This is a genomic window from Niameybacter massiliensis, assembly GCF_001282685.1.
GTDB lineage: Bacteria > Bacillota > Clostridia > Lachnospirales > Cellulosilyticaceae > Holtiella > Holtiella tumoricola.
In genome coordinates this window covers 3,158,647-3,183,246 of the sequence record NZ_LN875035.1, presented here as the reverse complement: position 1 = coordinate 3,183,246, position 24,600 = coordinate 3,158,647, and the positions used below count along the sequence as shown (strand labels likewise).

19 protein-coding genes and 1 other annotated feature are annotated in these 24,600 nt (G+C 35.4%); of the genes, 17 read left to right on the top strand and 2 right to left on the bottom strand.

Annotated elements, in window-relative coordinates; genetic code table 11:
- Nucleotides 1–102 precede the first annotated feature (102 nt).
- The 7 genes from recJ (at nucleotide 103) to hemZ (ending at nucleotide 8,386) form a co-directional block, all read left to right on the top strand.
- Nucleotides 103–2,415, top strand: a complete 2,313-nt coding sequence (gene recJ / locus BN2390_RS20265; RefSeq protein ID WP_053986109.1) for a single-stranded-DNA-specific exonuclease RecJ — start codon at nucleotides 103–105, stop codon at nucleotides 2,413–2,415.
- 17 nt (nucleotides 2,416–2,432) lie between these two features.
- The gene (locus BN2390_RS20260; protein ID WP_053986108.1) at nucleotides 2,433–2,945 is read left to right on the top strand and encodes an adenine phosphoribosyltransferase; all 513 of its coding nucleotides are present in this window, start codon (nucleotides 2,433–2,435) and stop codon (nucleotides 2,943–2,945) included.
- A gap of 132 nt (nucleotides 2,946–3,077) precedes the next feature.
- Entirely contained in the window at nucleotides 3,078–5,315 is a 2,238-nt protein-coding gene (locus tag BN2390_RS20255; RefSeq protein ID WP_053986107.1) for a RelA/SpoT family protein, read from the top strand.
- A 9-nt stretch (nucleotides 5,316–5,324) separates the two neighbouring features.
- Nucleotides 5,325–5,774, top strand: a complete 450-nt coding sequence (gene dtd / locus BN2390_RS20250) for a D-aminoacyl-tRNA deacylase (RefSeq protein ID WP_053986106.1) — start codon at nucleotides 5,325–5,327, stop codon at nucleotides 5,772–5,774.
- Nucleotides 5,775–5,832: 58 nt separating this feature from the next.
- Nucleotides 5,833–6,240 carry a hypothetical protein gene (locus BN2390_RS20245; protein ID WP_053986105.1) on the top strand — a complete coding sequence of 136 codons (408 nt, stop codon included), beginning with the start codon at nucleotides 5,833–5,835 and terminating at the stop codon, nucleotides 6,238–6,240.
- A gap of 49 nt (nucleotides 6,241–6,289) precedes the next feature.
- Nucleotides 6,290–6,928: an MBL fold metallo-hydrolase gene (locus BN2390_RS20240; RefSeq protein ID WP_053986104.1), complete on the top strand. Its 639-nt coding sequence runs from the start codon at nucleotides 6,290–6,292 to the stop codon at nucleotides 6,926–6,928.
- Between the two features lie 27 nt (nucleotides 6,929–6,955).
- Nucleotides 6,956–8,386, top strand: a complete 1,431-nt coding sequence (gene hemZ / locus BN2390_RS20235; protein ID WP_053986103.1) for a coproporphyrinogen dehydrogenase HemZ — start codon at nucleotides 6,956–6,958, stop codon at nucleotides 8,384–8,386.
- A 57-nt stretch (nucleotides 8,387–8,443) separates the two neighbouring features.
- Here hemZ and BN2390_RS20230 read toward each other — a convergent pair whose 3' ends face one another.
- Nucleotides 8,444–8,944 (bottom strand): GNAT family N-acetyltransferase, encoded by a 501-nt coding sequence (locus BN2390_RS20230; RefSeq protein ID WP_053986102.1) that lies wholly within the window; start codon nucleotides 8,942–8,944, stop codon nucleotides 8,444–8,446.
- 188 nt (nucleotides 8,945–9,132) lie between these two features.
- Nucleotides 9,133–9,342, top strand: a binding site (T-box leader).
- 131 nt (nucleotides 9,343–9,473) lie between these two features.
- Between BN2390_RS20230 and hisS the strand changes: the two genes are divergently transcribed.
- The 3 genes from hisS (at nucleotide 9,474) to BN2390_RS20215 (ending at nucleotide 14,893) form a co-directional block, all read left to right on the top strand.
- Complete coding sequence (gene hisS, locus BN2390_RS20225; protein WP_053986101.1) at nucleotides 9,474–10,739, top strand: histidine--tRNA ligase; 1,266 nt, start codon at nucleotides 9,474–9,476, stop codon at nucleotides 10,737–10,739.
- 65 nt (nucleotides 10,740–10,804) lie between these two features.
- On the top strand, nucleotides 10,805–12,610 hold the full coding sequence (aspS, locus tag BN2390_RS20220) for an aspartate--tRNA ligase (protein ID WP_053986100.1): 1,806 nt from the start codon (nucleotides 10,805–10,807) through the stop codon (nucleotides 12,608–12,610).
- 372 nt (nucleotides 12,611–12,982) lie between these two features.
- Nucleotides 12,983–14,893, top strand: a complete 1,911-nt coding sequence (locus tag BN2390_RS20215) for a glycosyltransferase family 2 protein (RefSeq protein ID WP_053986099.1) — start codon at nucleotides 12,983–12,985, stop codon at nucleotides 14,891–14,893.
- Here the strand turns inward: BN2390_RS20215 and BN2390_RS20210 are convergent.
- The gene (locus tag BN2390_RS20210) at nucleotides 14,879–15,433 is read right to left on the bottom strand and encodes an FUSC family protein (RefSeq protein ID WP_053986098.1); all 555 of its coding nucleotides are present in this window, start codon (nucleotides 15,431–15,433) and stop codon (nucleotides 14,879–14,881) included. The genes BN2390_RS20215 and BN2390_RS20210 overlap by 15 nt on opposite strands.
- 192 nt (nucleotides 15,434–15,625) lie before the next feature.
- On the opposite strand from BN2390_RS20210, the gene BN2390_RS20205 reads away from it, so the two are divergent.
- The 7 genes from BN2390_RS20205 (at nucleotide 15,626) to BN2390_RS20175 (ending at nucleotide 24,436) form a co-directional block, all read left to right on the top strand.
- Nucleotides 15,626–16,801 carry an ABC transporter substrate-binding protein gene (locus BN2390_RS20205; protein WP_154668863.1) on the top strand — a complete coding sequence of 392 codons (1,176 nt, stop codon included), beginning with the start codon at nucleotides 15,626–15,628 and terminating at the stop codon, nucleotides 16,799–16,801.
- Between the two features lie 171 nt (nucleotides 16,802–16,972).
- Nucleotides 16,973–17,863, top strand: a complete 891-nt coding sequence (locus BN2390_RS20200) for a branched-chain amino acid ABC transporter permease (protein ID WP_053986097.1) — start codon at nucleotides 16,973–16,975, stop codon at nucleotides 17,861–17,863.
- A gap of 3 nt (nucleotides 17,864–17,866) precedes the next feature.
- A complete protein-coding gene (locus tag BN2390_RS20195) occupies nucleotides 17,867–18,940 on the top strand; it encodes a branched-chain amino acid ABC transporter permease (protein ID WP_053986096.1) in 1,074 nt (357 codons plus the stop codon).
- Nucleotides 18,940–19,719 carry an ABC transporter ATP-binding protein gene (locus tag BN2390_RS20190; RefSeq protein ID WP_053986095.1) on the top strand — a complete coding sequence of 260 codons (780 nt, stop codon included), beginning with the start codon at nucleotides 18,940–18,942 and terminating at the stop codon, nucleotides 19,717–19,719. The genes BN2390_RS20195 and BN2390_RS20190 overlap by 1 nt, the downstream gene beginning before the upstream one ends.
- Entirely contained in the window at nucleotides 19,703–20,407 is a 705-nt protein-coding gene (locus BN2390_RS20185; RefSeq protein WP_053986094.1) for an ABC transporter ATP-binding protein, read from the top strand. Before BN2390_RS20190 ends, BN2390_RS20185 begins: the two co-directional genes overlap by 17 nt.
- A gap of 745 nt (nucleotides 20,408–21,152) precedes the next feature.
- Complete coding sequence (locus BN2390_RS20180; RefSeq protein ID WP_053986093.1) at nucleotides 21,153–22,796, top strand: ABC transporter ATP-binding protein; 1,644 nt, start codon at nucleotides 21,153–21,155, stop codon at nucleotides 22,794–22,796.
- Nucleotides 22,790–24,436 (top strand): ABC transporter ATP-binding protein, encoded by a 1,647-nt coding sequence (locus BN2390_RS20175; RefSeq protein WP_053986092.1) that lies wholly within the window; start codon nucleotides 22,790–22,792, stop codon nucleotides 24,434–24,436. Before BN2390_RS20180 ends, BN2390_RS20175 begins: the two co-directional genes overlap by 7 nt.
- Nucleotides 24,437–24,600 lie beyond the last annotated feature (164 nt).

Below are 24,600 nucleotides of genomic sequence, written 5' to 3'. Positions count from 1 at the left end.
AATTATATCATAAGAATAAATCTATTGTATAGATATAAAAATAAATAAAGAAAGAGAAAAATATGTTATAATAGCAGTACGAAGCAGAGAGGGTGAAAAAGATTGTTACCAAATAAATACAAATGGCATAGCGAAGAAGAACCAAAGCAAGGTAATATTGTTAATAAAATTTTATATAGACGTGGTATACAAGATAAAGCAGAAATCGAAAGCTTTTTAACACCCTCAAAAGAACAGCTAAGTTCTCCTTATTTGCTTAATGATATGGATAAGGCAGTAGAACGTATTCAACGTGCAAAAAATAATGGAGAACATATTGTGATTTACGGGGACTACGATGTAGATGGTGTGACAAGCACCTCTATTTTATTTATGTTTTTAACTGAACAAGGTTATAGTGTGTCTTACTATATACCTAATCGTACAGAAGAAGGTTATGGACTAAATAAAGGAGCCATTGAAAAGATTAATCAATATGCAAGCTTAGTGATTACAGTAGATACGGGAATAGCAGCAACAGAAGAGGTAGCTTTTGCAAATGAATTAGGCCTTGATATGATTATTACAGATCATCACGAATGCCAAGAAATCTTACCTAAAGCCTTTTGCGTTATTAATCCCAAACGGCACGATACTACATATCCTTTTGATTGCCTAGCAGGAGTAGGAGTAACTTTTAAACTTATCCATGCTATTGCAATTAAAGAAGATGTAGTAGATAAAATATGGAAGTATATTGATATTGTTGCATTAGGGACAATTGCCGATGTGGTACCATTAGAGAAAGAAAATCGTGTCATTGCCTATTTAGGCTTTAAACAAATGAAAGAAACTGAGCATTTAGGACTTAGAGCACTTTTAGATATCGTACAAAATGGAGATCAAAAAATTACATCTAATGTAATTGGGTATCAGCTTGGACCACGTATTAATGCAGCAGGTCGAATTAGTGATGCCAAGATAGGTGTAGAACTCTTAACAACTAAAGACGAAGAACGTGCAAAAATTATTGCAGTAGAACTAGATTTAGAGAATAAAAAACGTCAAGAAATGGAACAGTCTATATTAAAGGAAGCAGAAGCTTATATAGAGGCACATGTTGATACTAAAAATGAAGATATGATTATCGTAGCAGGTAAGGAATGGCATCATGGTGTTATTGGAATAGTAGCTTCTCGTATTTTAAATAAATACTATAAGCCTACAATTGTGTTGACATTAGAAGATGGTATCTATTCCGGGTCAGCACGTAGTGTAGAAGGCTTTAATATCTTTGAAGCATTAACCCATGTTAAGGAGCATTTAACACGTTTTGGGGGACATGAGATGGCTGCAGGTCTGTCACTAGAGGAAGATAAGCTAGAAGCCTTTTGTAGAGATTTAAATGCCTATGCAAAGACTGTATTAAATGAAGAACTCCTAACACCAGCCCTTGATATTGATTTAGAACTACGCCCAGAAGAAATTTCTATAGGGATATGTGAAGAACTTGAAAGGTTAGAGCCTTTTGGAGTATGTAATCCTACGCCTACATTTGCAGTACGTGGTTTGGTTCAATATGCTCAGAAAATAGGAGGCGACAAACATTTAAAACTTGCTATTCAGAGTCATCATACTGTATTGCATGCCATTGGATTTGATAAAGGTGAGCTTGCAGATTGTTTAAGTGAAGGTGAAGAAGTTATTATAGCTTGCGAAATTACAAAAAATGTTTGGAATGGTAAGGTTTCTGTTCAACTACGTATTAAAGATATTATGTCATCTGAACAAGCTATTTTAAAAAGTAGGTATTATAGAGCCCTTTATGAAGTTTGCAAAGAGCCAAAGGTACCATCTGGAGTAGAATTAATTAAAGATGAAAGTCATGGGAATACTAGCTTTGCGGTATTTACAGAGCATAGCTTAATGGAAATATTTACATTGATGAGTAAACATGAAAAAAAAGTTACTATCTTACCTAAAATATGTTATAATGATTTTTGGTCTTTAAAAGAGGCACCCGCGATTTTTGTGATGCCCCATAAAGCTCATCAAGATAATAGCCAATGTTATGAATGGGACTTTACAAGTGAAGGGACCTATAGGTGTTTGAATACCTCTTTGGAACAACATACTTTGCAAATATCTAAAATGGTACCAAGTTACACAGACTGCAAGTCAGTCTATAAGTACTTAAAGCATCAACAAGGCAGTGTCTATTTACACAAAATAGTGGAAATGTTTATGAGTTATGACATGACAGAATATAAACTGTTACAGATACTAGATATCTTTACAGAGCTTGAGCTTATTGCTTACAGCATTGAAGAGGAGAAAGTTATCTATACCTTATTAAAAGGCAACAAGACAAAACTCGAACACTCAAGACGTTATATGAGGTTGCAAGAATTTGCACAAAGTATGAAAAAGAGGTAAACAGGAGGACGTATAAAATGGACTTAAACTCATTAATTAGAGATGTGGAAAACTTCCCAAAAGAAGGTATCTTATTTAAAGATATTACTCCACTTTTACTAGACGCTAAAGGATTACAAGAATCTATCGATAAAATGGCAGAAGAAGTACAAGATGTAGACTTTGATATCGTTATTGGACCAGAATCAAGAGGTTTCATCTTTGGTGTACCTTTAGCTTACAAACTTCAAAAAGGCTTTGTTCCAGTTAGAAAACCGGGCAAATTACCTTATAAAACAATCGGCCAAAGCTACGATTTAGAATATGGTAGCAATACAATTGAAATGCACATTGACGCAATCAAGCCAGGCCAAAAAGTAATCATTGTAGATGATCTTCTTGCAACAGGTGGTACAACAAAAGCAATCGTTGACCTCATCGAAAAACTCGGTGGTGAAGTTGTAAAAATAGTTTATCTCATTGAACTTGAAGGGTTAAACGGTAGAGAAATCCTTAAAGGACAAAATATCGTTTCCTTACTCAAATACTAATTATGACAAATAAAAAGACACGTAGCCATCCACTACGTGTCTTTTTATGTACAATAGCATTGAATTTTTATTCTAACATGACTATAATAGATATAATAAATATATGCAAGTGACGAAAAAAGGGGGTAGACAATGCCTGAAGCAATTTATGAAAAGCTAATTAATAGAATACGCTCTTACCATCCATCAGATGATCTTAGTATGGTAGAGAAAGCTTACAAGCTTGCTAAAGAAGCCCATGAGGGGCAACTTAGAAAGTCTGGTGAGCCATATATTATCCACCCTCTTCAAGTGGCATATATATTAGCAGATCTAGAACTTGATATCGAATCTATTACAGCAGGGATTTTACATGATGTTGTAGAAGATACCGATTATACGTTAGAAGATATTGAGCGTTTGTTTAATAAGGAAGTAGCATTACTTGTAGATGGTGTTACTAAGCTTGGTGTGATCAAGTATGCATCTAGTAACGTAGAATTACAAAAAGAAGAGATTCAAGCAGAGAACTATAGGAAGATGTTCTTGGCCATGGCACAAGATATCAGAGTGGTTCTTATTAAGCTTGCAGATAGGCTTCACAATATGCAAACATTAAAGTTTATGCCACCCCATAAGCAAAAACGTATTGCAGAAGAGACACTTACTATCTATGCCCCAATCGCACATAGATTAGGTATTTGTAAAATCAAAGCTGAGCTTGAAGATTTATCTTTACGTTATATTGAGCCAGAAATATATTATGATTTGGCACAAAAGATTTCTAAAAAGCGTAGTGAACGTCTAGAATATATTGAACAAATCGTAAAACAAATTAGGGAAAAACTAGATGAAGCAAATATTGAGTGTACCGTAGAAGGTAGACCAAAACACTTCTTTAGTATCTATAAAAAGATCGTTAATAAAAATAAAACTCTAGATCAAATATATGATTTATTTGCTGTGCGTGCCATTGTGAAGAATGTAAAGGATTGCTATGGTGTACTTGGAATTATCCATGAACTTTATACGCCTATTCCAGGACGTTTTAAAGACTATATTGCAATGCCTAAGTCTAATATGTACCAATCACTTCATACCACTTTAATGGGAAGTGAAGGGACACCTTTTGAAATTCAAATTCGTACAGAAGATATGCACCGTACTGCAGAGTATGGTATCGCTGCTCACTGGAAATATAAAGATGGTGATATGTCTGGTTCCATGCCAGATAAGTCAGAAGAAAAATTAGTTTGGCTCAAACAAATTCTAGAATGGCAAAGAGATATGGACGACAATACAGAGTTCATGAATGCCTTAAAGCTAGACTTAGATATTTATACAGACCAAGTGTATATCTTTACACCAAAAGGTGAGCTGATTACATTACCAAAAGGCTCAACTCCTATTGACTATGCTTATTCTATTCATAGTGATATCGGAAACAAAATGGTAGGTGCAAAGGTTAATGGTAAGATTGTAAAAGTAGATTATGTGATTAAAAATGGTGATCGCGTAGAAATCTTAACATCCCCTAACTCAAAGGGACCAAGTCGTGACTGGCTTAACATTGTCAAGAGTACACAAGCTAGAACTAAGATTAATCAATGGTTTAGAAAACAATTCAAACAAGAAGACATTATTCGTGGGAAAGAGCTACTTGAAACTTGTGCAAGACAAAAAGGTTATGTTCTTTCAGCACTTTCAGATTCAAAATGTATAGAGAATGTATGCAAACGCTATGGCCTTAGAAATTGGGATGCAGTATGTGCAGCTATTGGTTATGGTAGCATTAAAGAAAAACAGATTATTCAACGTTTAATTGATGAAAATATTAAGGTTAAGAAAATACCAATTACACCACAACAGTTCTTAGATAATCATGCACCTAAAGAAAACTTTAATTATGAAGAAGAAAAACAACCCAAGAAAAGTAAAAGTGGTATTGTTGTTCGCGGTGTAGGCGATGTAGCTGTACGTTTCTCCAAATGTTGTCGTCCACTTCCAGGTGATGAAATCGTAGGATATATTACACGAGGACGTGGTGTATCTATTCATAGACAAGACTGTACAAATATTATCCATATGTGTGAAGAAGAGAAAGAACGTCTCATTGAAGCACAATGGTTCAATGAAGAAGAGATTAGTAGAACATACATTACAGAGATTCAAATTACAGGTAGTGACCGTATGGGTATTATCTTAGATATTTCTAAGATTCTAACAGATATGAAAGTACCTGTTAAATCACTTAATGCAAGAACAACAAAAAATCATGAGGCTATTTTCAATATTCGTATTGAAATTAATCATACTTATCAACTTGATGAGCTTACGCGCAAAGTGATGCAGATTCAAGATGTAGTAGAGATTCAACGTGTCTCATCATAAGGAGTTATTATGAGAGCAGTCGTACAAAGAGTAAGTAGTGCTTCTGTTACGATAGATGGAGAAGTAGTAGGTGCTATAGAGCATGGGCTACTTGTCTTAGTAGGGATCAAAGCAGAAGATACAGTGAAAGATATGGATTATATTATTAATAAAATCAGTGGACTCCGCATTTTTGAAGATGAAGCTGGTAAAATGAACTTGTCAGTAGGGGATATAGATGGGAAAATTTTAATCGTTCCCAACTTTACACTCTACGGAAGTGCAGTAAAAGGTATGCGTCCTAGTTTTATTGCATCAGGTGATGTAGAAGTTGCAAGAGGCAAGTTTGAAACGTTTATGGATAAATTACGTATGGGCCAAGTTCCAGTTGAAGCGGGTGTGTTCCAAGCAGATATGCAGGTTGCACTTGTAAATGATGGGCCTGTTACAATATTACTTGAAAGTGATAAAACATTTTAGAAAGAAGGGACTGGCGTAACAGTCCCTCTTTTTCGAATTGACCAAAGGGAGGAAAGGCATGATAATTTATAGAAGAAATACTGCAACAGATAAGTTAGTATCTTTTTTGAGTATCCTTTTAGCTGTGTTCCTTATTAAGAATAATATAGACTTATATCGCATATTTGGTAGTGTTAATATGCTTGATTTAGTTGTTACGCTTATTGGAATTGGCGTTGGAAGTGTGTTTTTATATACTTCAAAAATGAAGTATATAGAACTTACAAATGAGGGAATTAATTGGTACACTTGGTTTTTCATTAAGCATACAATAAAGATAGATGATATAAAGAAAGTGGAAGCTAAAACATATTATATTATTATTGTGAAAGAAAATAATAAAGAAGTGTGGATACCAACAAGATGTGTTAAAAAAGAAGCATTAAGCGAATTATTACGCGTTTTAAAAGTTGAAGAAGTTGAGTAGAAAGATTATCAGAAGTTATAGATAGAATTTAAACATGAAGAGGTGCAGCATGAAAATAGAAGTTTTATCAGTTGGGGCATTAGCAGAACAGACATATTTTATTATTGATGAAGCAACAAAAAAAACATTTATTGTAGACCCAGGCGATGATGCAGCAATTATTAATCAGAAAATAGATCAAGAAGAATTAAAAGTAGAAAAAATTATTTTAACACACGGACATTTTGATCATATTGGTGCGGTAGAAGAAGTAAGACATCATACAGGATGTAAAGTCGTGATCCATGAAGAAGGTAAACGCTACTTAGAAGATGTAGCTTATAACTTATCTACAATGCTCGGTGGTGCTTTAACTTTACAAGCAGATGAATATGTACAACATGGAGATATCATTACATTAGACGGAACAGATATTAGCTTTAAAGTACTCCATGCACCGGGGCATACAAAAGATGGTGTGGCTTTCTATAGTGAAAAATATAAAGTTGCTTTTGTAGGTGACATTATTTTTAGAGGTTCTATAGGACGTACAGACTTCTTAGGTGGTAATAGTGTAGACCTTATTAAAAGCATCAGAGAACAAATCTTCACATTGGATAAAGAAGTAGTACTTTACCCAGGACATGGACCAGCAACAACAGTAGGAGATGAAATACTTCATAACCCTTACTTCAACATGTTCGAATAATATGATGAAATAGATTGGAAGATAAAAATGATAAAATTAACTTGTATCGGTCATGATACTGAATTTGAAATAAATAATATTATTCACCTTTTTGAACCTTATATGGAAGGTGAATATGATTTACAAAGTACTTTAGAGGGGAATGAGGCAAGTGCCAAACTTCTCAAAGTAGGTGTAGTTCTATATGAATGTACAAGACAAGTAGAACCAGCAGATAATGAAATTAAACTCAAGAAAAATCGTAAGCTAGTGTTAAAAGAAGCAGTATATGATGTACTTTATCAACTTACAGGTAAGCAAATGCCTTGGGGGATGCTCACAGGGATTCGTCCAACGAAGATTGTTCATGATTATCAAAAACAAGGTATGAGTGATAAGGTTCTTAGAGCAAGGCTTAAAGACGTCTATCGTATTTCAGATGCAAAAATAGATTTAATGATGGAAGTTGCAAAAGCAGAAGAAGAAATCTTAGAGAAGAATCAAAAAGATGAAATCAGCCTTTATATAGGGATTCCATTTTGCCCAACAAGATGTGTATACTGTTCATTTACAGCCTATTCATTAGAAGCAAAGAGAAATCAAGTAGAGAGTTATTTAGATGCTCTTTGCAAAGAAATTACCTTTATTGCAGAAGCTAAAAAGGATCATCCAATACGTAGCTTATACATTGGTGGAGGTACACCAACTAGTTTAAATGAAGCCCAATTAGAACGTTTGCTTAAACATATTAAAGCAAGCTTCAATCTAGAAAATGTTGGTGAGTATACAATAGAAGCAGGTAGACCAGATACGATCACAAGAGAAAAACTTGAGATTATGAAAGCTATGGATGTAGGTCGTATTTCTATTAACCCACAGTCAATGAACCAAAAGACATTAGATACCATTGGACGCCATCATACAGTGGAAGATATTATTGAAGTTTTTAATATAGCAAGAGAGCTAGGCCATGATAATATTAATATGGACATTATCTTAGGACTTCCTGGCGAAGGTGTAGTAGAAGTACGTCACACTTTAGAAGAACTTAAGAAGTTAGGGCCAGAAAATATTACAGTTCATACAATGGCAATCAAGCGTGCGTCACGTCTTAAAGAGCAACAAGATGACTATCAATTGGCAGAAGCAACAAAGATTGAACAAATGTTAGACATTAGTCAAAGAGCATGTAGAGCAATGGGGCTTGCGCCTTACTATATGTATCGCCAGAAAAATATGCTTGGTAATTTTGAGAACGTAGGCTATGCAAAACCAGGTTACGAATGCGTCTATAATGTTGAAATCATGGAAGAAAGTGAAAGCATTATTGCAGCAGGAGCAGGAGCTATTACTAAAATGGTCTACCAAAATGGTGAACGCATTGATCGTATTGCTAATGTAAAAAGTCTTGAAGATTACATTGGACGTATTGATGAAATGATTGAACGTAAGCGAGAAGGTTTCGAAAAGTATAGATAGTAAAAAGGGAGATGCTTTAATGAGAATAAAGTACCTCCCTTTTTTATTTTATATACTCTATGCGCTAATAGTTTTGTGGAAACAGCAAAATGGTTCTTGCTTGCGTGGGAAAAATACATTTCCTATATAGTCAAAACCTTGTTTTTTAAATAAGCCTTGTGCACGGTGATTTTGTGAGAAGGTATCAATACGAAGGTCACGTACGCCTTCTTGAAGTGCAAGTTCTTCTGCGAATTTAATAATCTGTGAGGCATATCCTCTTCCACCGTAGCCTGGATGAATAGCAAGTCTGTGAATAACATATGCAGTTTCTGGAGCGTTGAAGTTAAGTGTTTGGTACTCCGGAGCTTGATTGGTATCAATACAAGCAAAGCCACAGATAACGCCATCTTCTTCTATCACATATAAATCTCCATTTTCGATATCTTGAGTTAAGATGTCTTGATTAGGATACGTATGATCCCACTGAAAAATATTGTGCTTAGCCATATCAGCTATAACTAATTCTTTAATATCTAGTAATTGTTGTAGGTCATTTAGTTGAGCACGTCGAATCATTAAATCCCTCTTTCTGTAAAAAATATATGTTTTTGTAAGTTGTGTCAGTGATGACAGTATTATAGCAATGACATTTTTAAAATGCAATAAAAATTTTATGTTAACAATTACCTAGGTAAAGTCACAATTTAAAGAGATAAACCTTGACAAAAAGTGCTATCAGCTTTAAAATAACAACTAACTTAATACATAAATCTATGATGAGAAAGAGTACGATCTACCTTTCAGAGAGAAGGCCTATGGCTGCAAGCCTTCACCAGATCAGAAGACATCTCGGAGTGTGTATTTGAATCAAGTAGGATACGACGTGTGGCTACGTTATCGGCTAATGAAGGTGCAAAGCTTAAGTTTATTTGGGTTTTGAACCAGGGTGGCAACGCGATATTATCGTCCCTGGCATTTATGCTAGGGGCGTTTTTTATTGTTTAAAACCTATTTCCACAGGATGTGCATGAAAATGTTGAAATTGTGCATAATTTTTAAAAATAAACTTTTGAATTGTGAATAAAAGGATGAAAAGGAGATGCTTATGGAAATCCGTGCATTAAAAGGAACCAAAGATATTTTTGGCGATGAGATGAGAAAATGGCTCGAGATGGAAGAAACCATTAGAGGCTTATGTGATGACTTTGGATTTACTCAAATTCGTACACCAATGTTTGAGTTTACAAACCTTTTTCAAAGAAGTGTAGGCGATACAACAGATGTTGTACAAAAAGAAATGTACTCTTTTATTGATAAAGGGGAAAATGCAATTACTTTAAAACCAGAAAGTACTGCAGGGGTTGCACGTAGCTATATTGAACACAATATGGGCGCAGATGTACAACCAATTAAAGTTTACTATATGTCACCTACTTTTAGATATGAAAAACCTCAAGCAGGTAGACAAAGACAATTCCACCAATTTGGTGTTGAAATGTTTGGTTCAGATTCTCCAACAGCAGATGCAGAAATCATCAGCATTGGTTATGAACTTTTAAAACGCATGGGCATTAACAAAGTTGAACTTCATATCAACTCATTAGGAGATCCAGAGTGTCGTAAGAAATATAACGAAGCATTAAAAGCATTTCTTGAGACTAAGAAAGATGGACTTTGTCCACTTTGTAATGAACGTCGTGAGAAAAATCCACTTCGTGTACTTGATTGTAAAAACCCTGCATGTCAAGAAATGTTCCATGATGCACCTACAGTATTAGATACTTTAGGAGAAGGTTGTAAAGCTCACTTTGAAAAAGTTCAAGAACTTTTAACAGCTATGGGAATCCCATTTGTAGTAGATCCCAAAATCGTTCGTGGTTTAGACTACTATACAAAAACAGTATTTGAATTTGTATCATGTGATATTGGTGCACAAGGTACTGTATGTGGTGGTGGACGCTACAATGGCCTCATTCAAGAAATTGGTGGTAAACCAACTCCAGCAGTAGGATTTGGAGCAGGTATGGAACGTCTTATCTTAGCTAAAGAAGCAGAACAAGGGAATACCCTTCCACCAGCTACAAGAGATTTATTCTTAGGCTACAGAGGGGAAGAAGCAACAATTACAGCTTACAAGCTTATTACAGAGCTTAGAAGTGCAGGTATTAGTGCAGAAAGTGATCATCTTCAAAGAAGCGTAAAAGCTCAAATGAAGTTTGCTAATAAAATTGGTGCGAAATACTCAGCAATTATTGGTGAGAGTGAACTTGAAAATCAAGTTATTAATCTTAAAAACATGGAAACAGGCGAAACAAAAGAAGTTGCATTTGCGGACCTTGTAAGTGTAATGAAAGAAGAATTAGCAAAATAGAACTTATTTTTTATTAATGGAATCAAGTCATATCATAAATAGAGACATTTTAAGGAGGAACGCATATGTCAGAATCAATGCAAGGTTTAAAAAGAACCCATCGTTGTACAGAACTTAGCCATGCTAACGTTGGTGAAACTGTAACAGTAATGGGATGGGTACAAAGAAGAAGAAATTTAGGTCAATTACTTTTCATCACATTAAGAGACCGTTCAGGTTTACTTCAATTAGCTTTTGGTGAAGAAACAGACAAAGCAGTATTTGAAAAAGCTGAAACACTTAGAAGTGAATATGTTATTGCAGCAACAGGTGTGGTACGTTCACGTGGTGAAGATGCTAACAAAACAATGAAAACTGGTGATATCGAAATCGAAGTACAAGAACTTCGTATTTTAGCAGAAGCTGAAACAACACCATTCGAAATCGTAGAAAATAGTGATGTAAGAGAAGAGTTACGTCTTAAATACCGTTACTTAGACCTTCGTCGTCCAGATATGCAAAATACAATTATGATGCGTAGCAAAACTACAGGTGCTGTAAGACGCTTCTTAGAAGAACAAGGATTCCTTGAAGTAGAAACACCAATGCTTACAAAATCAACACCAGAAGGTGCACGTGACTACTTAGTACCATCTCGTGTACATCCAGGTAACTTCTATGCATTACCACAATCACCACAAATCTTCAAACAACTTCTTATGGTATCTGGTTATGACCGTTACTTCCAAATCGTAAAATGTTTCCGTGATGAAGACCTTCGTGCTGACCGTCAGCCAGAATTCACACAAATCGATATGGAGTTAAGCTTCGTAGATGAAGAAGATGTAATGGGTATTAACGAAAGACTTATCCAACACGTATTCAAAGAAGTATTAGGACATGAAGTACAACTTCCAATCCAAAGATTAACATACCAAGAAGCTATGGATCGCTTTGGTAGTGATAAACCAGACTTACGTTTTGGTGTAGAACTTACTGACCTTTCAGATGTAGTAGCAGATAGCGGATTTGCTGTATTTGAAAATGCGCTTGCAAATGGTGGTTCTGTACGTGCAATCAATGCAAAAGGTATGGGTGACCTTGGACGTAAACAAATTGATAGCTTAGTTAAAGTAGGTCAAGACTTTGGTGCAAAAGGTGTAGCTTGGCTTCAAGTTAGACCAGATGGAGAAGAAAAATCTTCATTCACTAAGTTCTTAACACCAGAAACAGTGGCAGCAATCAAAGAACGTATGGGCGCAACAGATAACGACCTTATCTTAGTTGTAGCTGACAAACCATCTGTAGTTTATGCAGCACTTGGCGTACTCCGTCAAGAAGTAGCAAAACGTTTAGATCTTATTAACAAAGATGAATATAGATTTGTATGGGTAACAGACTTCCCACTTCTTGAGTACGATGAAGAAGCTGGTAGATATGTAGCAATGCACCACCCATTCACAATGCCAAAAGATGAAGATATTGCACTTATGGAAACAGATCCAGGTAAAGTACGCGCTAAAGCTTATGACCTTTGCTTAAATGGTTATGAACTTGGTGGCGGTAGTATCCGTATTTACCAAGGAGATGTTCAAGAGAAAATGTTTAACCTTCTTGGCTTTACAAAAGAAGAAGCTTACGAACGTTTCGGCTTCTTACTTAATGCATTCAAATACGGTGTACCACCACACGGCGGTTTAGCATTTGGTCTTGATAGACTTGTAATGCTTATGGCAAAACGTGATAACATCCGTGACGTAATCGCATTCCCTAAAGTAAAAGATGCAAGCTGTCTTATGACAGAAGCACCAGGTGCAGTAGAACAAAAACAATTAGATGAATTAGCACTTATGATTCAAGAACTTGTAAAAGAAGAAGAACCACAAGCATAATTTCATTTAAATAACTAATAGCCTCTAAGTAGATGGTTTAACCATTTGCTTAGAGGCTTTAATATTTACCTAAAGAGGTAATTATGGATACGAAAATAAGAAAAGTGGATTTAAATGAAAATAAATCTCAATTTTATATTAATAATTGTTTTCAGTTGTGTTATTATAAATTTACCACAGATAAGACATACATAATAATTATTTAAATTACCTCTAGTATTATAGTTAGAAACATAAAAAGATGATTTCCATAGTCCCGGAAATCATCTTTTTATGTTTTTAAGGAATGAAATACAAGTTAGAATGGTAGACATAATAGTTGTTAAACAAAAAAGGTTATTGTATAATAGGAGCACTAGAGAGGATGACACCATGTACTTTTATTTTGCAATTATACTACTTTTATTAACGTTAGCTTTGACGAAGTGGAAACCTAGGCTAAGACCTTTATTTATTCAAGTAAATACAGTAATTTTATTAATCTACATTATTTGGAGATTTACAGCTATTCCTACCCATTCACCAAGTTCATTTATTGCAGGATGCTTATTGATTGGAGCAGAAATGATAGGTATTTCTCAATTTTTGATTTTTGAGTATATGTTTTCCAAAACCTATAAGATAGAAAAGAAAAACTTAAAAAGTTATAGGGAGCAGCCCCTCCCCACTGTAGATATATTAATTTGTACATATAATGAACCTATTCAATTAGTTGAAAAGACGATTGCAGCTAGCTTAAATATCCGTTATCCAAAAGACAAGATGAAAGTGTATGTGTGTGATGATGGTAAACGTAGTACTTTGGAGCAATTATGTAAAGCGTATGGCGTAGGTTATATAACACGTATAGATAATGAGGGAGCAAAAGCAGGTAATATTAATAATGCACTAAATTATATACAGGGAGATCTTTTTGTAGTTTTAGATGCAGATATGATCCCAACCCAAGCCTTTTTAGAGAAGACTATCGGGTATTTTGAAAAAGAAGAAGTAGCTTTTGTTCAGACACCACAAGTTTACTACAACCAAGATATGTATCAATATAATTTAGGAAAGAGCATTCCAAATGAACAAGACTTTTTTATGAGGGATGTACAAGAAGCAAGAGCAGCGATAGGTGCCGTACTACATGTAGGAACAAATGCTGTATTTAGAAAACAATATGTATGCGAACTAGGTGGCTATCCTACTTGTTCAATCACAGAAGATATGGCAGTGGGCATGCTCTTACAAGCACAAGGATATGAAACCATTTTTATTAATGAAGTACTTGTATTAGGACTAAGTGCAACAACTTATACAGACTTGATTCAGCAAAGAGATAGATGGTGTAGAGGGAATCTACAAGTGATTAAGCATTTTAATCCATTAACGATGAAGGGATTGAAATGGAAGCAAAAAATAGCATATTTTGATGGGGTACTTTATTGGTTTAGTAGTGTTCAAAAGATGATTTTCATCATGGCACCTTTATGCTATTTGCTATTTGGAGTGTTGATGATTGATAGTTCTGTTCAAGAGATTTTGAAGTATTTCCTTCCTTATTTACTAGGGCAATACTTGATTTTTAAGGCCTTTTCTCCCAATACTAGGACATTGAGATGGTCACATGTATATGAAGTAGCTATGGCACCACATATTACTTTGTCTGTATTAAAGGAATTGTTCTGTCTTAATATCAGATTTAATGTAACGCCTAAAGAGGTGGTAAGTACTAAGCCTTATTTTCAATTTAGAGGGAGTTTACCTCATATTATAATTGCAAGCGCATCTGTGTTAGCATGGATTATAGGAACATATGCACTTGTAACAAATACAATCACTATGGGTGCTTATAGTATTAATATGTTATGGAGTATTTATAATTTTATAGGTGCAGTAGTTAGTATTTATGTAGCCTATCAAAAGCCAATCTATAGAAATGTAGAGCGTATAGAACTTAAAAGGCCTATGAATATAAATATTGAATGTGATAAGCATTCATATGAAGGGCAACTAAAGGATATATCGGAAAAAGGTCTAGGCATGGAACTTATGTCTTTAGCAGAATTTGAACTTGGACAATCTATAAAAGTTTACTTAAAAAATGAAGAAGAGACCATTGTAATTGAAGGGTATCTAGCGAGACAATATAAAAAGCATATTGGTATAGAATTTACACATTTAAGTTCTCAACAGATGAGTGCTATTATTAAAATTTATACCGATCATATGAAGGCCTTTTATGAGGTCGAAAAAGAAATGAAATATATAGACAAAAGAGTAGATTCAAGTTGGACTTGAATCTACTCTTTTGTCATTTTCTAATTCGTCCTCATCATCACAAATGATACTTTGCTTGTGAAGGTGATGAGGGTATACATATAAGTTAACTACAAGCCCAACAATGGCTCCATAGAGTGTATATGCAGTACGTTTGATACCATAAATAAATGGCATTTGGATATTAGTTGTTGTACAAAGAATTGCACAAATAACAATACATCCAGGGAAAATAGCAGCAGGTTTTTTGAAGTATAATGCAATTTGAATCAGTAAAAAGATACTTAAACAAGCTGCAAGGGCTTGAACATAAGCATTATAAGGTAAAAAACTTAAGCAAAGGAAGACAATATTAGAAATAATACTTCCAAAAAGAGTTCCCCAAACACGATTTTTAGCATTTTGAACGGATCCATCTTTATCCCCTTGGATAACAAAGATTGTTGCAATACATGCAAAGAATGGATCTGGAACGCCCATAAATGCTAAAGAGATAATACAAATAGCAACAGCGAGCAATGTCTTTATAGTACGCATTCCGATTTTAAAACGATATTTCATTTCTACTAAACCTCTAACTATCAAAATTCATTCTTATTCTCGCCTATTATTATAATATAGTTTTCTAGAAAGTAAACAAGAATAATTGTATTTATATGACTTTTATGGCCATAAAGGATGTATGATATTGCATATTCAACAGGACATGTGAATATTTATAGAACAATAATGTGTAGTAAGGGGAGTTTAATTATGAAAAAATTGATGAGTCTTATAGTATGTGGGCTGATGCTCATGACATCGTTAGCCGGTTGCAATAGTACAGGAGGCGGTACGGGAAGCTCAAGTAGTAGTGGGGATGTTATTAAAATTGGGGTGTTTGAGCCATTAACAGGTGCTAATGCAGCAGGTGGAGAATTAGAAGTTGAAGGAATGAAGATTGCCAATAAACTTTATCCAGAAGTGTTAGGGAAGAAAGTAGAATTAGTCATTGCGGATAATAAGTCAGATAAAGCAGAAGCAACAACAGCAGCTGCACGTTTGATCGAAAAAGATAAAGTATCAGCTATTATTGGTTCTTGGGGATCTAGCTTTTCTATTGCAGCAGGAAATATTGTCAAATCTAATCAAGTGCCAGCAGTAGGTGCATCTTGTACCAATCCACTTGTAACAAAGGATAATCCATACTATTTCCGTGTATGTTTCTTAGACCCATTCCAAGGAACAGTTATGGCAAACTACTGCTACCAACAAGGTTATAGAAAAGCTGCAATCATTCAAGAAGTATCTAATGACTATGCAGTAGGTCTTGCAAAATTCTTCGTCGATGCCTTTACCCAACTAACAGGTGATCCTAATTGTATTATTACAACGGGTAACTACAATACAAATGACCAAGACTTCTCTGGTATCTTAACTAATATCAAAGAAGCAAATCCAGATGTAGTCTTTGCTCCAGGTAACTTTACAGAATCAGCACTTATTATTAAGCAAGCACGTAACTTAGGAATGACCGTACCTTTTGTAGGGGGAGATACTTGGGAAACAAATGAGTTTATTGAAGTAGGTGGCAAAGAAGTTGAAGGAGTTGTTCTTTCTACATTCTTTGATGATACAGCACCTGCTACAGATGAAGCTAAAAAGTTTGTAGAAGCATACAAAGCTGAATACCCAGATAGAGAAAGTGTTCCAGCTGTAAGTGCATTAGGCTATGATGCTTATATTCTTATTTTAGATGCTATTGAACGTGCAGGTAGTAGTGACCCGAAAGCAATCCGTGACGAACTTGCAAAAACAGCAAACTTTGAAGGGGTAACCGGTATGATTACCATTAACGAAGAAGGCGATGCAGATAAGAATATGGCGATTATCAAAAAAGTAGAGAATGGTAAGTTTGTCTACTCTGACACAGTTGTTATTAAGGAATAGATAAGTAAGTAAGAGGTAAATAGTAGGGATAGAGGGGTTAGCCTTGCCGGGGGCATCTAATGGCTAACCCCTTCTAAAATATTCGGAAGAAGCCGTAGGAGAGTGTATTCCAAGGTGTACTTAACAAAAGAGAAGCAGTTGTAAGGTATGTATAGAAAAAGGAGGCATGATATGTTAAGTACGTGGATGCAACATCTAGCAAATGGTATTTCGTTAGGAAGTTTATATGCCTTAATTGCCATTGGTTATACAATGGTTTATGGGATTTTGAGACTGATTAATTTTGCACATGGTGATATTTTTATGATGTCAGCTTACTTTGCTTTTTTCGGTATTACTGTTTTTCATGTTCCTTGGTACATAGCCATTATACTGGTTGTAATATGTACAGTAATACTAGGTGCTTTAGTAGAAAAGGCAGCTTATAGGCCTTTAAGGGATGCACCTAAGTCTTCTATTTTGATTTCTGCCATAGGGGTATCATTCTTCTTAGAGAACTTAGCGACCTTCTTGTTTTCAGGTAAGCCCAAAGCCTTTCCAGAGTTTACGTTTATGACCACACCTATAGCAATAGGTGGTGTAAGTATTCAACCGTTGATGATCGTTGTACCTATAGTGACCTTAGTTTTATTAGGGCTATTATTACTTATTATTAATAAGACCAAGTTAGGAATGGCAATGCGTGCAGTATCTAAAGATCATGAGATCGCAAAGGTTATGGGGATAGAGATTAATAAAGTTATTGGAGCAACCTTTGCTATAGGGTCAGGGCTTGCAGCTATTGGTGCTATCTTATGGGGGATGAAATACCCACAAGTTCAGCCAATGATGGGGGTTATGCCTGGGCTTAAATGCTTTATAGCAGCCGTTATTGGTGGTATTGGTAATGTGAAAGGAGCTGTTATTGGTGGTTTTATATTAGGACTTGTAGAAGTCCTTTTAGTTGCTTGTTTTACCAGTTTAACAGGATATAGAGATGCTATTGCCTTTGTACTTCTTATCATTATTTTACTTGTAAGGCCTAGTGGTTTAATGGGTGAGAAAGTTATAGAGAAGGTGTAAAAGATGACGAAGAAGAAAAAAATGATGCTCACTTTAGGGGCGATAATCGTGCTGGGCATCTTCGTTGCATTGGGCAATATCTTTTTTGATAGCTATTTAAAACGTATTCTTAACTTATGTGCCATCTACACCATACTTGGGTTATCTATGAACTTGATTAATGGATTTACAGGGCTTTTTTCACTAGGGCAAGCAGGCTTTATGGCCATTGGTGCTTATTGTGTAGGGATTTTTACAGTACCCTTAGCAGAGCGTGAAATGGTTTATTACTTAGAACCGATGCATCCAGCTATTGCCAACATTCAACTTCCTTTTGTAGTGGCTTTGCTACTTGGAGGACTTGTAGCAGCCTTTTTTGCCTTTTTAATAGGGGCACCAGTCCTTAGGTTAAAAGGGGATTACCTAGCGATTGCTACATTGGGCTTTTCAGAGATTATACGTATTGTATTTACTAACTTACAGACGATTACAAATGGTGCATTAGGAATTAAAAATATCCCAACCATTACAAGCATGTGGTGGACATTTGGGATTATGCTGCTTTCTATTATCTTCATGTTCTTACTCATTCGTTCTAGCTATGGTAGAGCATTTAAATCTATAAGGGAAGATGAAGTAGCAGCAGAAGCTATGGGCATCTCTCTTTTTAAGCACAAGATGCTCTCTTTTATTATTAGTGGATTTATGGCAGGTATTGGTGGAGGGTTATTTGCGGCATTACTTGGAACAGTAGATCCAAAGCAATTTTATTTCACCCTTACTTACAACTTCTTGTTGATTATTGTATTAGGGGGAATGGGCAGTATTTCGGGAACAGTTATTTCGGCTTTTCTTGTAACAGCAGGGCTAGAATGGTTAAGGTTCTTAGATGAACCAGCAACCTTATTTGGCGTTAGCATTCCTCTCTTTAGGCCAGGACTTAGAATGGTTGTCTTCTCTGTTATCTTAATGTTGGTTGTACTGTATTACCGTAAGGGGATCATGGGGCAAAATGAATTTACTTGGGAAGGCATCGCCTCTTTCTTTAAAAACTTAAAGACAAAATTTAATAAGAAAAAACAAAAGGAGGGGTGCTAATGGATGTGTTAAACCTTAGTCAGATTATGATGCAATTTGGTGGTGTTGTAGCTATAGATGGACTTGATTTAGAAGTACATGAAGGTGAGATCGTTGCACTTATTGGGCCCAATGGTGCAGGGAAAACAACGGTTTTTAATGTAGTGACAGGTGTTTATGAACCAACACAGGGAAAGGTTCAGTTTAAAGGGCAAGACATCACAGGCATGCGGGTAGACCGCATTACAAGAAAGGGGATTGCACGTACCTTTCAAAACATTCGTCTGTTTAAAGAAATGACAGTATTTGAAAATGTACTTATTCCTCAGCATATGAATTTACAAAATAACTTCTTCAGCACAGTATTTAGAACAGGCAAGGCAAGAAAAGAAGAAGAGGCTATGAAGGAGCAAGCTCTTGAGTTACTAAAAACAGTCGGCTTATTAGAGGTGAAAGATGAAAAGGCAAGTAGCTTGCCTTATGGGCAGCAGCGTCACTTAGAGATTGCCAGGGCTTTAGCGACCAAACCACAGCTTTTACTTTTAGATGAGCCAGCAGCAGGGATGAATCCTCAAGAGACTTTGGAACTCACTCAGTTTATTAAGCGTATCCGAAATACCTTTCACTTAACAGTTTTTATGATTGAGCATCATATGGATTTAGTTATGGAAATATCAGATCGTATTTATGTTTTAGACTTTGGAAAGTTAATTGCAAGAGGAACCGCAGAGGAGATTCAACAAAATGAACGGGTTATAGAGGCTTACTTGGGGGTGAGTGAAGATGCTGAAAATCAGTGATTTAAAAGTAAGTTATGGAGGCATAGAAGCTGTTAAGGGGGTAAGTCTAGAAGTTCCAAAGAACCATATTGTCACACTGATAGGTGCTAATGGTGCAGGGAAAAGTACCATTCTAAGGTCTATTATGGGGTTGGTAAAAGCAGACTCGGGCGATATCTTATTAGATGGGCAAAGCATTATGGGGGTAAGTACTAATCAAATCGTGAGTAGTGGTATCTCACTTGTACCAGAGGGAAGGCGTATCTTTCCTAACTTAACCGTATTAGAAAATATTAAGATTGGTGCCTATCTTCGTAAAGATGATTTAGCATCAGATATAGAGTGGGTTTATAACCTTTTTCCTATTTTAAAGTCAAGGCATTGGCAGATGGCAGGGACCCTTTCAGGTGGGGAACAACAAATGTTAGCTGTGGCACGCGCGCTTATGTCTAAGCCTAAAGTGCTTATGATGGATGAACCGTCCCTCGGATTAGCACCTTTAGTTATTCGAGATATCTTTGAGATTATTAAGACCATTCATCGAGAGGGTATGACAATCCTGCTTATAGAGCAAAATGCCAACCTAGCCTTAAAATGTGCAGACTATGGGTATGTTTTAGAAACAGGGAATATTATTTTAGAAGGAACAGGAATGGGATTGCTTCATAATGAAAAGATTCAAGAAGCTTATTTAGGCAAGAAAAAATAGAAAGATAACGAAATAAAAAACAGACCTACAAGAATGGGGGTGATCAGCCCGCTTGTAGGTCTTTGTTCGTCTCGAATTATGTATCGAGAGGATAGGATGTAGTCTTGAAGAAATTATACCCGATTAGCTCATATCAGAGTACAACAATGAGTATACGGGTAGGATGTAAAAACTAAAGGTAAAGTATGTTAAAAGTATGTTAAACAATACAATAAAATTATAATTTATGCTTAAGGATAAAAATAGAAGTAAATAACTTGTAGATTAAAGTATAAAATAATAAAAAGGTTTACAAATGATTTTTAATATACTATAATTATACAATAAATTAATGAATTGGAGGAAAGTAGAGGATGAGTAGAATACTATACTGCTAATTTGATACAGAAGTATCATTAGCAAAGGACACCAAAATATCAAAAAGAATTTAACAAAATTACTTTGAGGCCTTAGTATAGGTTTGTTTCCTATGCTTAAAGGTGTGTTCTTTGATGCAGATAGTATATATTCAGTTAAACTCTACTTTTCTATAGATAGAGTTAGTCTAGAGCGTGTGAACCAGAGATAGGGCAACTGTTTATTCCAGTTAAGGAATGATGGTGTATAACAGATGCTAGTGGTAAACATAGTAGGCTAAGTGAGGCTATAGGAAGTAGTATTTCCTATAGCCTATTTTTGTGCGTTTAAATGTTTAGATATATAATCTATTTGCAACGAAGAGCCCTTGTAATTTCTAGGAGGGTTTATGAAAACATTATTATTAAAGAGAAAATGGGAATTTATTATTTATATGATTGCAAGCTGCTTCTTTATAGTAAGTGACTTATTGATCATGGGGCTTTCAGGCTATATTATGGATGCACTAGAGCAAGGAAGTATGGAACTTTTTATGACACGTATTGGCTACGGTGTCATTATTGTACTGATTGGCGCTGGGCTTTACTTATCTTCTAGATTTTTACGTATTGGGTATATGCGTAAAGTCCTTTTGGATATACGAGCAGAAGCCTTTGGTACAGTACTTAAAATGAGTCCAAAACAATTTGGCAAGGTATCGAAAGAAAATTATGTTTCAAGATTGACCAATGATGTGAATTTAATTGAGGAGAAGTTCTTTATCAGTTTGCTTAATCTGATTTCAGGATTTGGTATGTATATCATTGGATTAATTATTATTGCATGTTATGAGCCAGTTCTTGCAGGGGGATTATTCCTTGTATCTATGATTTGCTATGGGGTTTGTACACTCTTTTTAAAGCGTACCCAGAAGTTACAAGAAGCTGTATCAGAAGGGAATGAAGCCCTAACCCTTAATATGAGTAATACCTTTAACGGGTTAGAGATTATTAAGCTTGGGAATATGGAAGATAAGTTCTTAGAGAAAAATAAGAAAGAAATCTCAAGAGCGGAGGCAAGAAAGCAAGCCTTTAATAACTATTCAGAGATACAACAAAATGTATTAATCTTTGTGGGTTACTTTGTCATGGCAGGGGTCATCTTCTACTTAGGAGGGAAGATAGGAGGCGGCTTAGGCTTTGGTATCGCAGTTTTCTTATTTCAACTCAGTACTCAAATTATCTTCCGTGTGATGGATAGTCTGCCATTAGTCAATGTCATGCGTTCTTCTATTAAAATTTATGAGAAGTTAACATGTTTAGAGATCTCACAAGAAGAAACAAAGTCAAATGCTTTTCGGTTTGATCGTACAATTGAACTTAAAGATGTGTGCTTTGGTTATGAAGGGCGTAAGCTATTAGACCATACTAACATGACTCTAGAAAAGGGGAAAAAGTATTTAATTAAAGGAGCTAGTGGAGCAGGTAAGTCTACATTGCTTCATCTCTTACAAATGTTGAATGAAGACTACACAGGAAGTATTAAAGTGGATGGTATAGACTATAGAACCATTGATGAAAGAAGCTTTAATGAAAAAGTAGCAGTTATTGACCAAGATATCTTCTTATTTGAGGACACTATACGTAACAACATCAATCTCTATCGTGAGACAGATGAAACCTTTATGCAAGAGGCTATAAAAGGAGCAGGACTAGAAAGTCTTATAGCAGAGCTTGAAGAAGGCTTAGAGACACCGCTTCTTGAAAATGGCAAGAATCTATCAGGAGGGCAAAGACAGCGTATTGCTATTGCACGTGCCATTGTAAAGGATGCAGAAATCCTCTTTATAGATGAGGGGACAGCAAGTTTAAATGAAGCATTAGGAAGAGAAATAGAGAAGGTATTCTTAAATCTACCACAAACGGTCATTGCTATCAGTCATCGTTATTATGAAGGAATAAGTGAAGGCTATGATTATGTTCTAGAATTACAGGCGGGTAGATTGAATCAATATGATGCTAAAGATTATTTTGAGGGGGTGAGCGTATGCTAAAACGCTTAACAAAAGTATGGCCGTATTTATTGATGGCTGTAGGATTTACTTTAGTACTAGGTTTATTAGAAGGCTATGTAATGATTCAGCTTATGGGGCTTTTTGATTTAGCTTTAGGAAAGCAAATGGAGCAATTTACAACGGAGAGTATGAGAGTGATGGGACTTGCACTGACGTTGGTACCTATTGCTATTATTGTAACTTGTACAAAGAATCTTTATAAACGAAAAGCCAATGAGTTGATGAAGGATTATTATTTAGAAAAGGTTTATGCTAAAAATATTAGTGAGTTCTATTCAGAGAACAACGCCAAGTATTTATCTGCATTAACCAATGATTTTAATACGTTAGAGCAAAAGCTCATCAATCCTGTATATTCCATTATAGATGGGGGCGCTGTCTTTATTGCAGGGATGTGGATGATCTTTACGGTTAATCCAAAGCTTGTATCATTAGGACTTGTACTTGTAGTGATTAATACAGGACTTACCTTTTTACTACAAAAGCCTATTACGAAGCAAACAACTGCAAGAAGTGATTTATTTGAAGGGTATACAGGGTATATCAAAGAGGTATTATCAGCCTTCCACATTATTCGTAATAACAATTTACAAGAGCGTATTCAAAATAACTTTGATGAAAAAAGTGAGACCGTTCAGCATAGAGGGTACTTGATTGATCGTTTACTCTCCTATGTATATTGTATGCAAAACACGGTATCTAACTTTATGATATTAGGCGTCATGGGCGTTGCAGGTTATCTGGCTTTACAAGGGGAAGGTACCATAGGTGGTGTGCTCCTTATTGTAGAAGGGATGTTTAGAATACTTGGGCCAATGATGATGATTAGTGAAGCTATGCCACAAATTGCTACAGTAGGAGGCATCATTAAGAAAATAGAAGCTACACTTACAAATCATGAAGAGACTAAAGAGGAAATAGAGCATTGTGAACTGGGTAAAGGCATTAGTATAGAAGGGGTATCCTTTGGTTATGAAAAGAAACAGCTAATCTTAGAAGATGTGAATGTCGCCTTTAGAACAGGAGAGAAATATCTCGTCATCGGACCAAGTGGAGGCGGTAAGTCTACTTTATTAAAGCTGCTACGCAAATACTTTAATCCAATAGAAGGTACCATTTGGATGGGGGATACACCTCTTAGCTCTATTAAAAAAGAGGCTTATTTTAAACAAATTAGTAACATCGATCAAAAAGTCTTTATTTTTGAAGATACCTTACGCAATAACTTAACGCTTTATAAAACCTATACAGATGAGGAAATCTTGGAGGCTTTAGAAAAGGCAGGACTGGCCGACTTTGTAAATAATCATCCAGATGGATTAGAAAGAATGCTTTATGATGATGGGAAGAATGTCTCAGGGGGAGAGAAGAGCCGTATTGCTATAGCCCGTGCTCTACTTGAAAAGGCAGATTTAATTTTATTAGATGAAGCCTTTTCAGCTTTAGATCCAGCAAAAGCTAAAGAAATTGAAAAGAGTCTCTTAGATTTAGAGGGTGTAACCATTATTCATGTTACACATGTACTTTTCAAAGAGCATGAAAAGGACTACAATGAAATCTATATGGTAAAGAATAAGAAGGTTTATCCTTACCAAAAGCATGCGAAACAAGCAAGTTAATTAACTGACTAAGGTGACTTTATTTATGACAGTTTCGTAAGAAACTTATAGGTTCTTTTGTAAGCTTTTGGATGTAGAATAAGGATTAAAAGGGAAAAAGGATTTGATTTTTGATGATAGCTTGCGAAGAAGAGAGAAAGATGTTCTTTGTAGGCTATCATATT

What these genes read in the sequence shown, in the direction of transcription:
- BN2390_RS20205 (WP_154668863.1), top strand. Translation starts at nt 15,626, where the DNA reads ATGAAAAAATTGATGAGTCTTATAGTATGTGGGCTGATGCTCATGACA.
- dtd (WP_053986106.1), top strand. Translation starts at nt 5,325, where the DNA reads ATGAGAGCAGTCGTACAAAGAGTAAGTAGTGCTTCTGTTACGATAGAT.
- BN2390_RS20245 (WP_053986105.1), top strand. Translation starts at nt 5,833, where the DNA reads ATGATAATTTATAGAAGAAATACTGCAACAGATAAGTTAGTATCTTTT.
- BN2390_RS20215 (WP_053986099.1), top strand. Translation starts at nt 12,983, where the DNA reads ATGTACTTTTATTTTGCAATTATACTACTTTTATTAACGTTAGCTTTG.
- BN2390_RS20195 (WP_053986096.1), top strand. Translation starts at nt 17,867, where the DNA reads ATGACGAAGAAGAAAAAAATGATGCTCACTTTAGGGGCGATAATCGTG.
- aspS (WP_053986100.1), top strand. Translation starts at nt 10,805, where the DNA reads ATGTCAGAATCAATGCAAGGTTTAAAAAGAACCCATCGTTGTACAGAA.
- BN2390_RS20230 (WP_053986102.1), bottom strand. Translation starts at nt 8,944, where the DNA reads ATGATTCGACGTGCTCAACTAAATGACCTACAACAATTACTAGATATT.
- BN2390_RS20260 (WP_053986108.1), top strand. Translation starts at nt 2,433, where the DNA reads ATGGACTTAAACTCATTAATTAGAGATGTGGAAAACTTCCCAAAAGAA.
- BN2390_RS20255 (WP_053986107.1), top strand. Translation starts at nt 3,078, where the DNA reads ATGCCTGAAGCAATTTATGAAAAGCTAATTAATAGAATACGCTCTTAC.
- BN2390_RS20175 (WP_053986092.1), top strand. Translation starts at nt 22,790, where the DNA reads ATGCTAAAACGCTTAACAAAAGTATGGCCGTATTTATTGATGGCTGTA.
- BN2390_RS20185 (WP_053986094.1), top strand. Translation starts at nt 19,703, where the DNA reads ATGCTGAAAATCAGTGATTTAAAAGTAAGTTATGGAGGCATAGAAGCT.
- BN2390_RS20200 (WP_053986097.1), top strand. Translation starts at nt 16,973, where the DNA reads ATGTTAAGTACGTGGATGCAACATCTAGCAAATGGTATTTCGTTAGGA.
- hisS (WP_053986101.1), top strand. Translation starts at nt 9,474, where the DNA reads ATGGAAATCCGTGCATTAAAAGGAACCAAAGATATTTTTGGCGATGAG.
- BN2390_RS20190 (WP_053986095.1), top strand. Translation starts at nt 18,940, where the DNA reads ATGGATGTGTTAAACCTTAGTCAGATTATGATGCAATTTGGTGGTGTT.
- BN2390_RS20210 (WP_053986098.1), bottom strand. Translation starts at nt 15,433, where the DNA reads ATGAAATATCGTTTTAAAATCGGAATGCGTACTATAAAGACATTGCTC.
- hemZ (WP_053986103.1), top strand. Translation starts at nt 6,956, where the DNA reads ATGATAAAATTAACTTGTATCGGTCATGATACTGAATTTGAAATAAAT.
- BN2390_RS20180 (WP_053986093.1), top strand. Translation starts at nt 21,153, where the DNA reads ATGAAAACATTATTATTAAAGAGAAAATGGGAATTTATTATTTATATG.
- BN2390_RS20240 (WP_053986104.1), top strand. Translation starts at nt 6,290, where the DNA reads ATGAAAATAGAAGTTTTATCAGTTGGGGCATTAGCAGAACAGACATAT.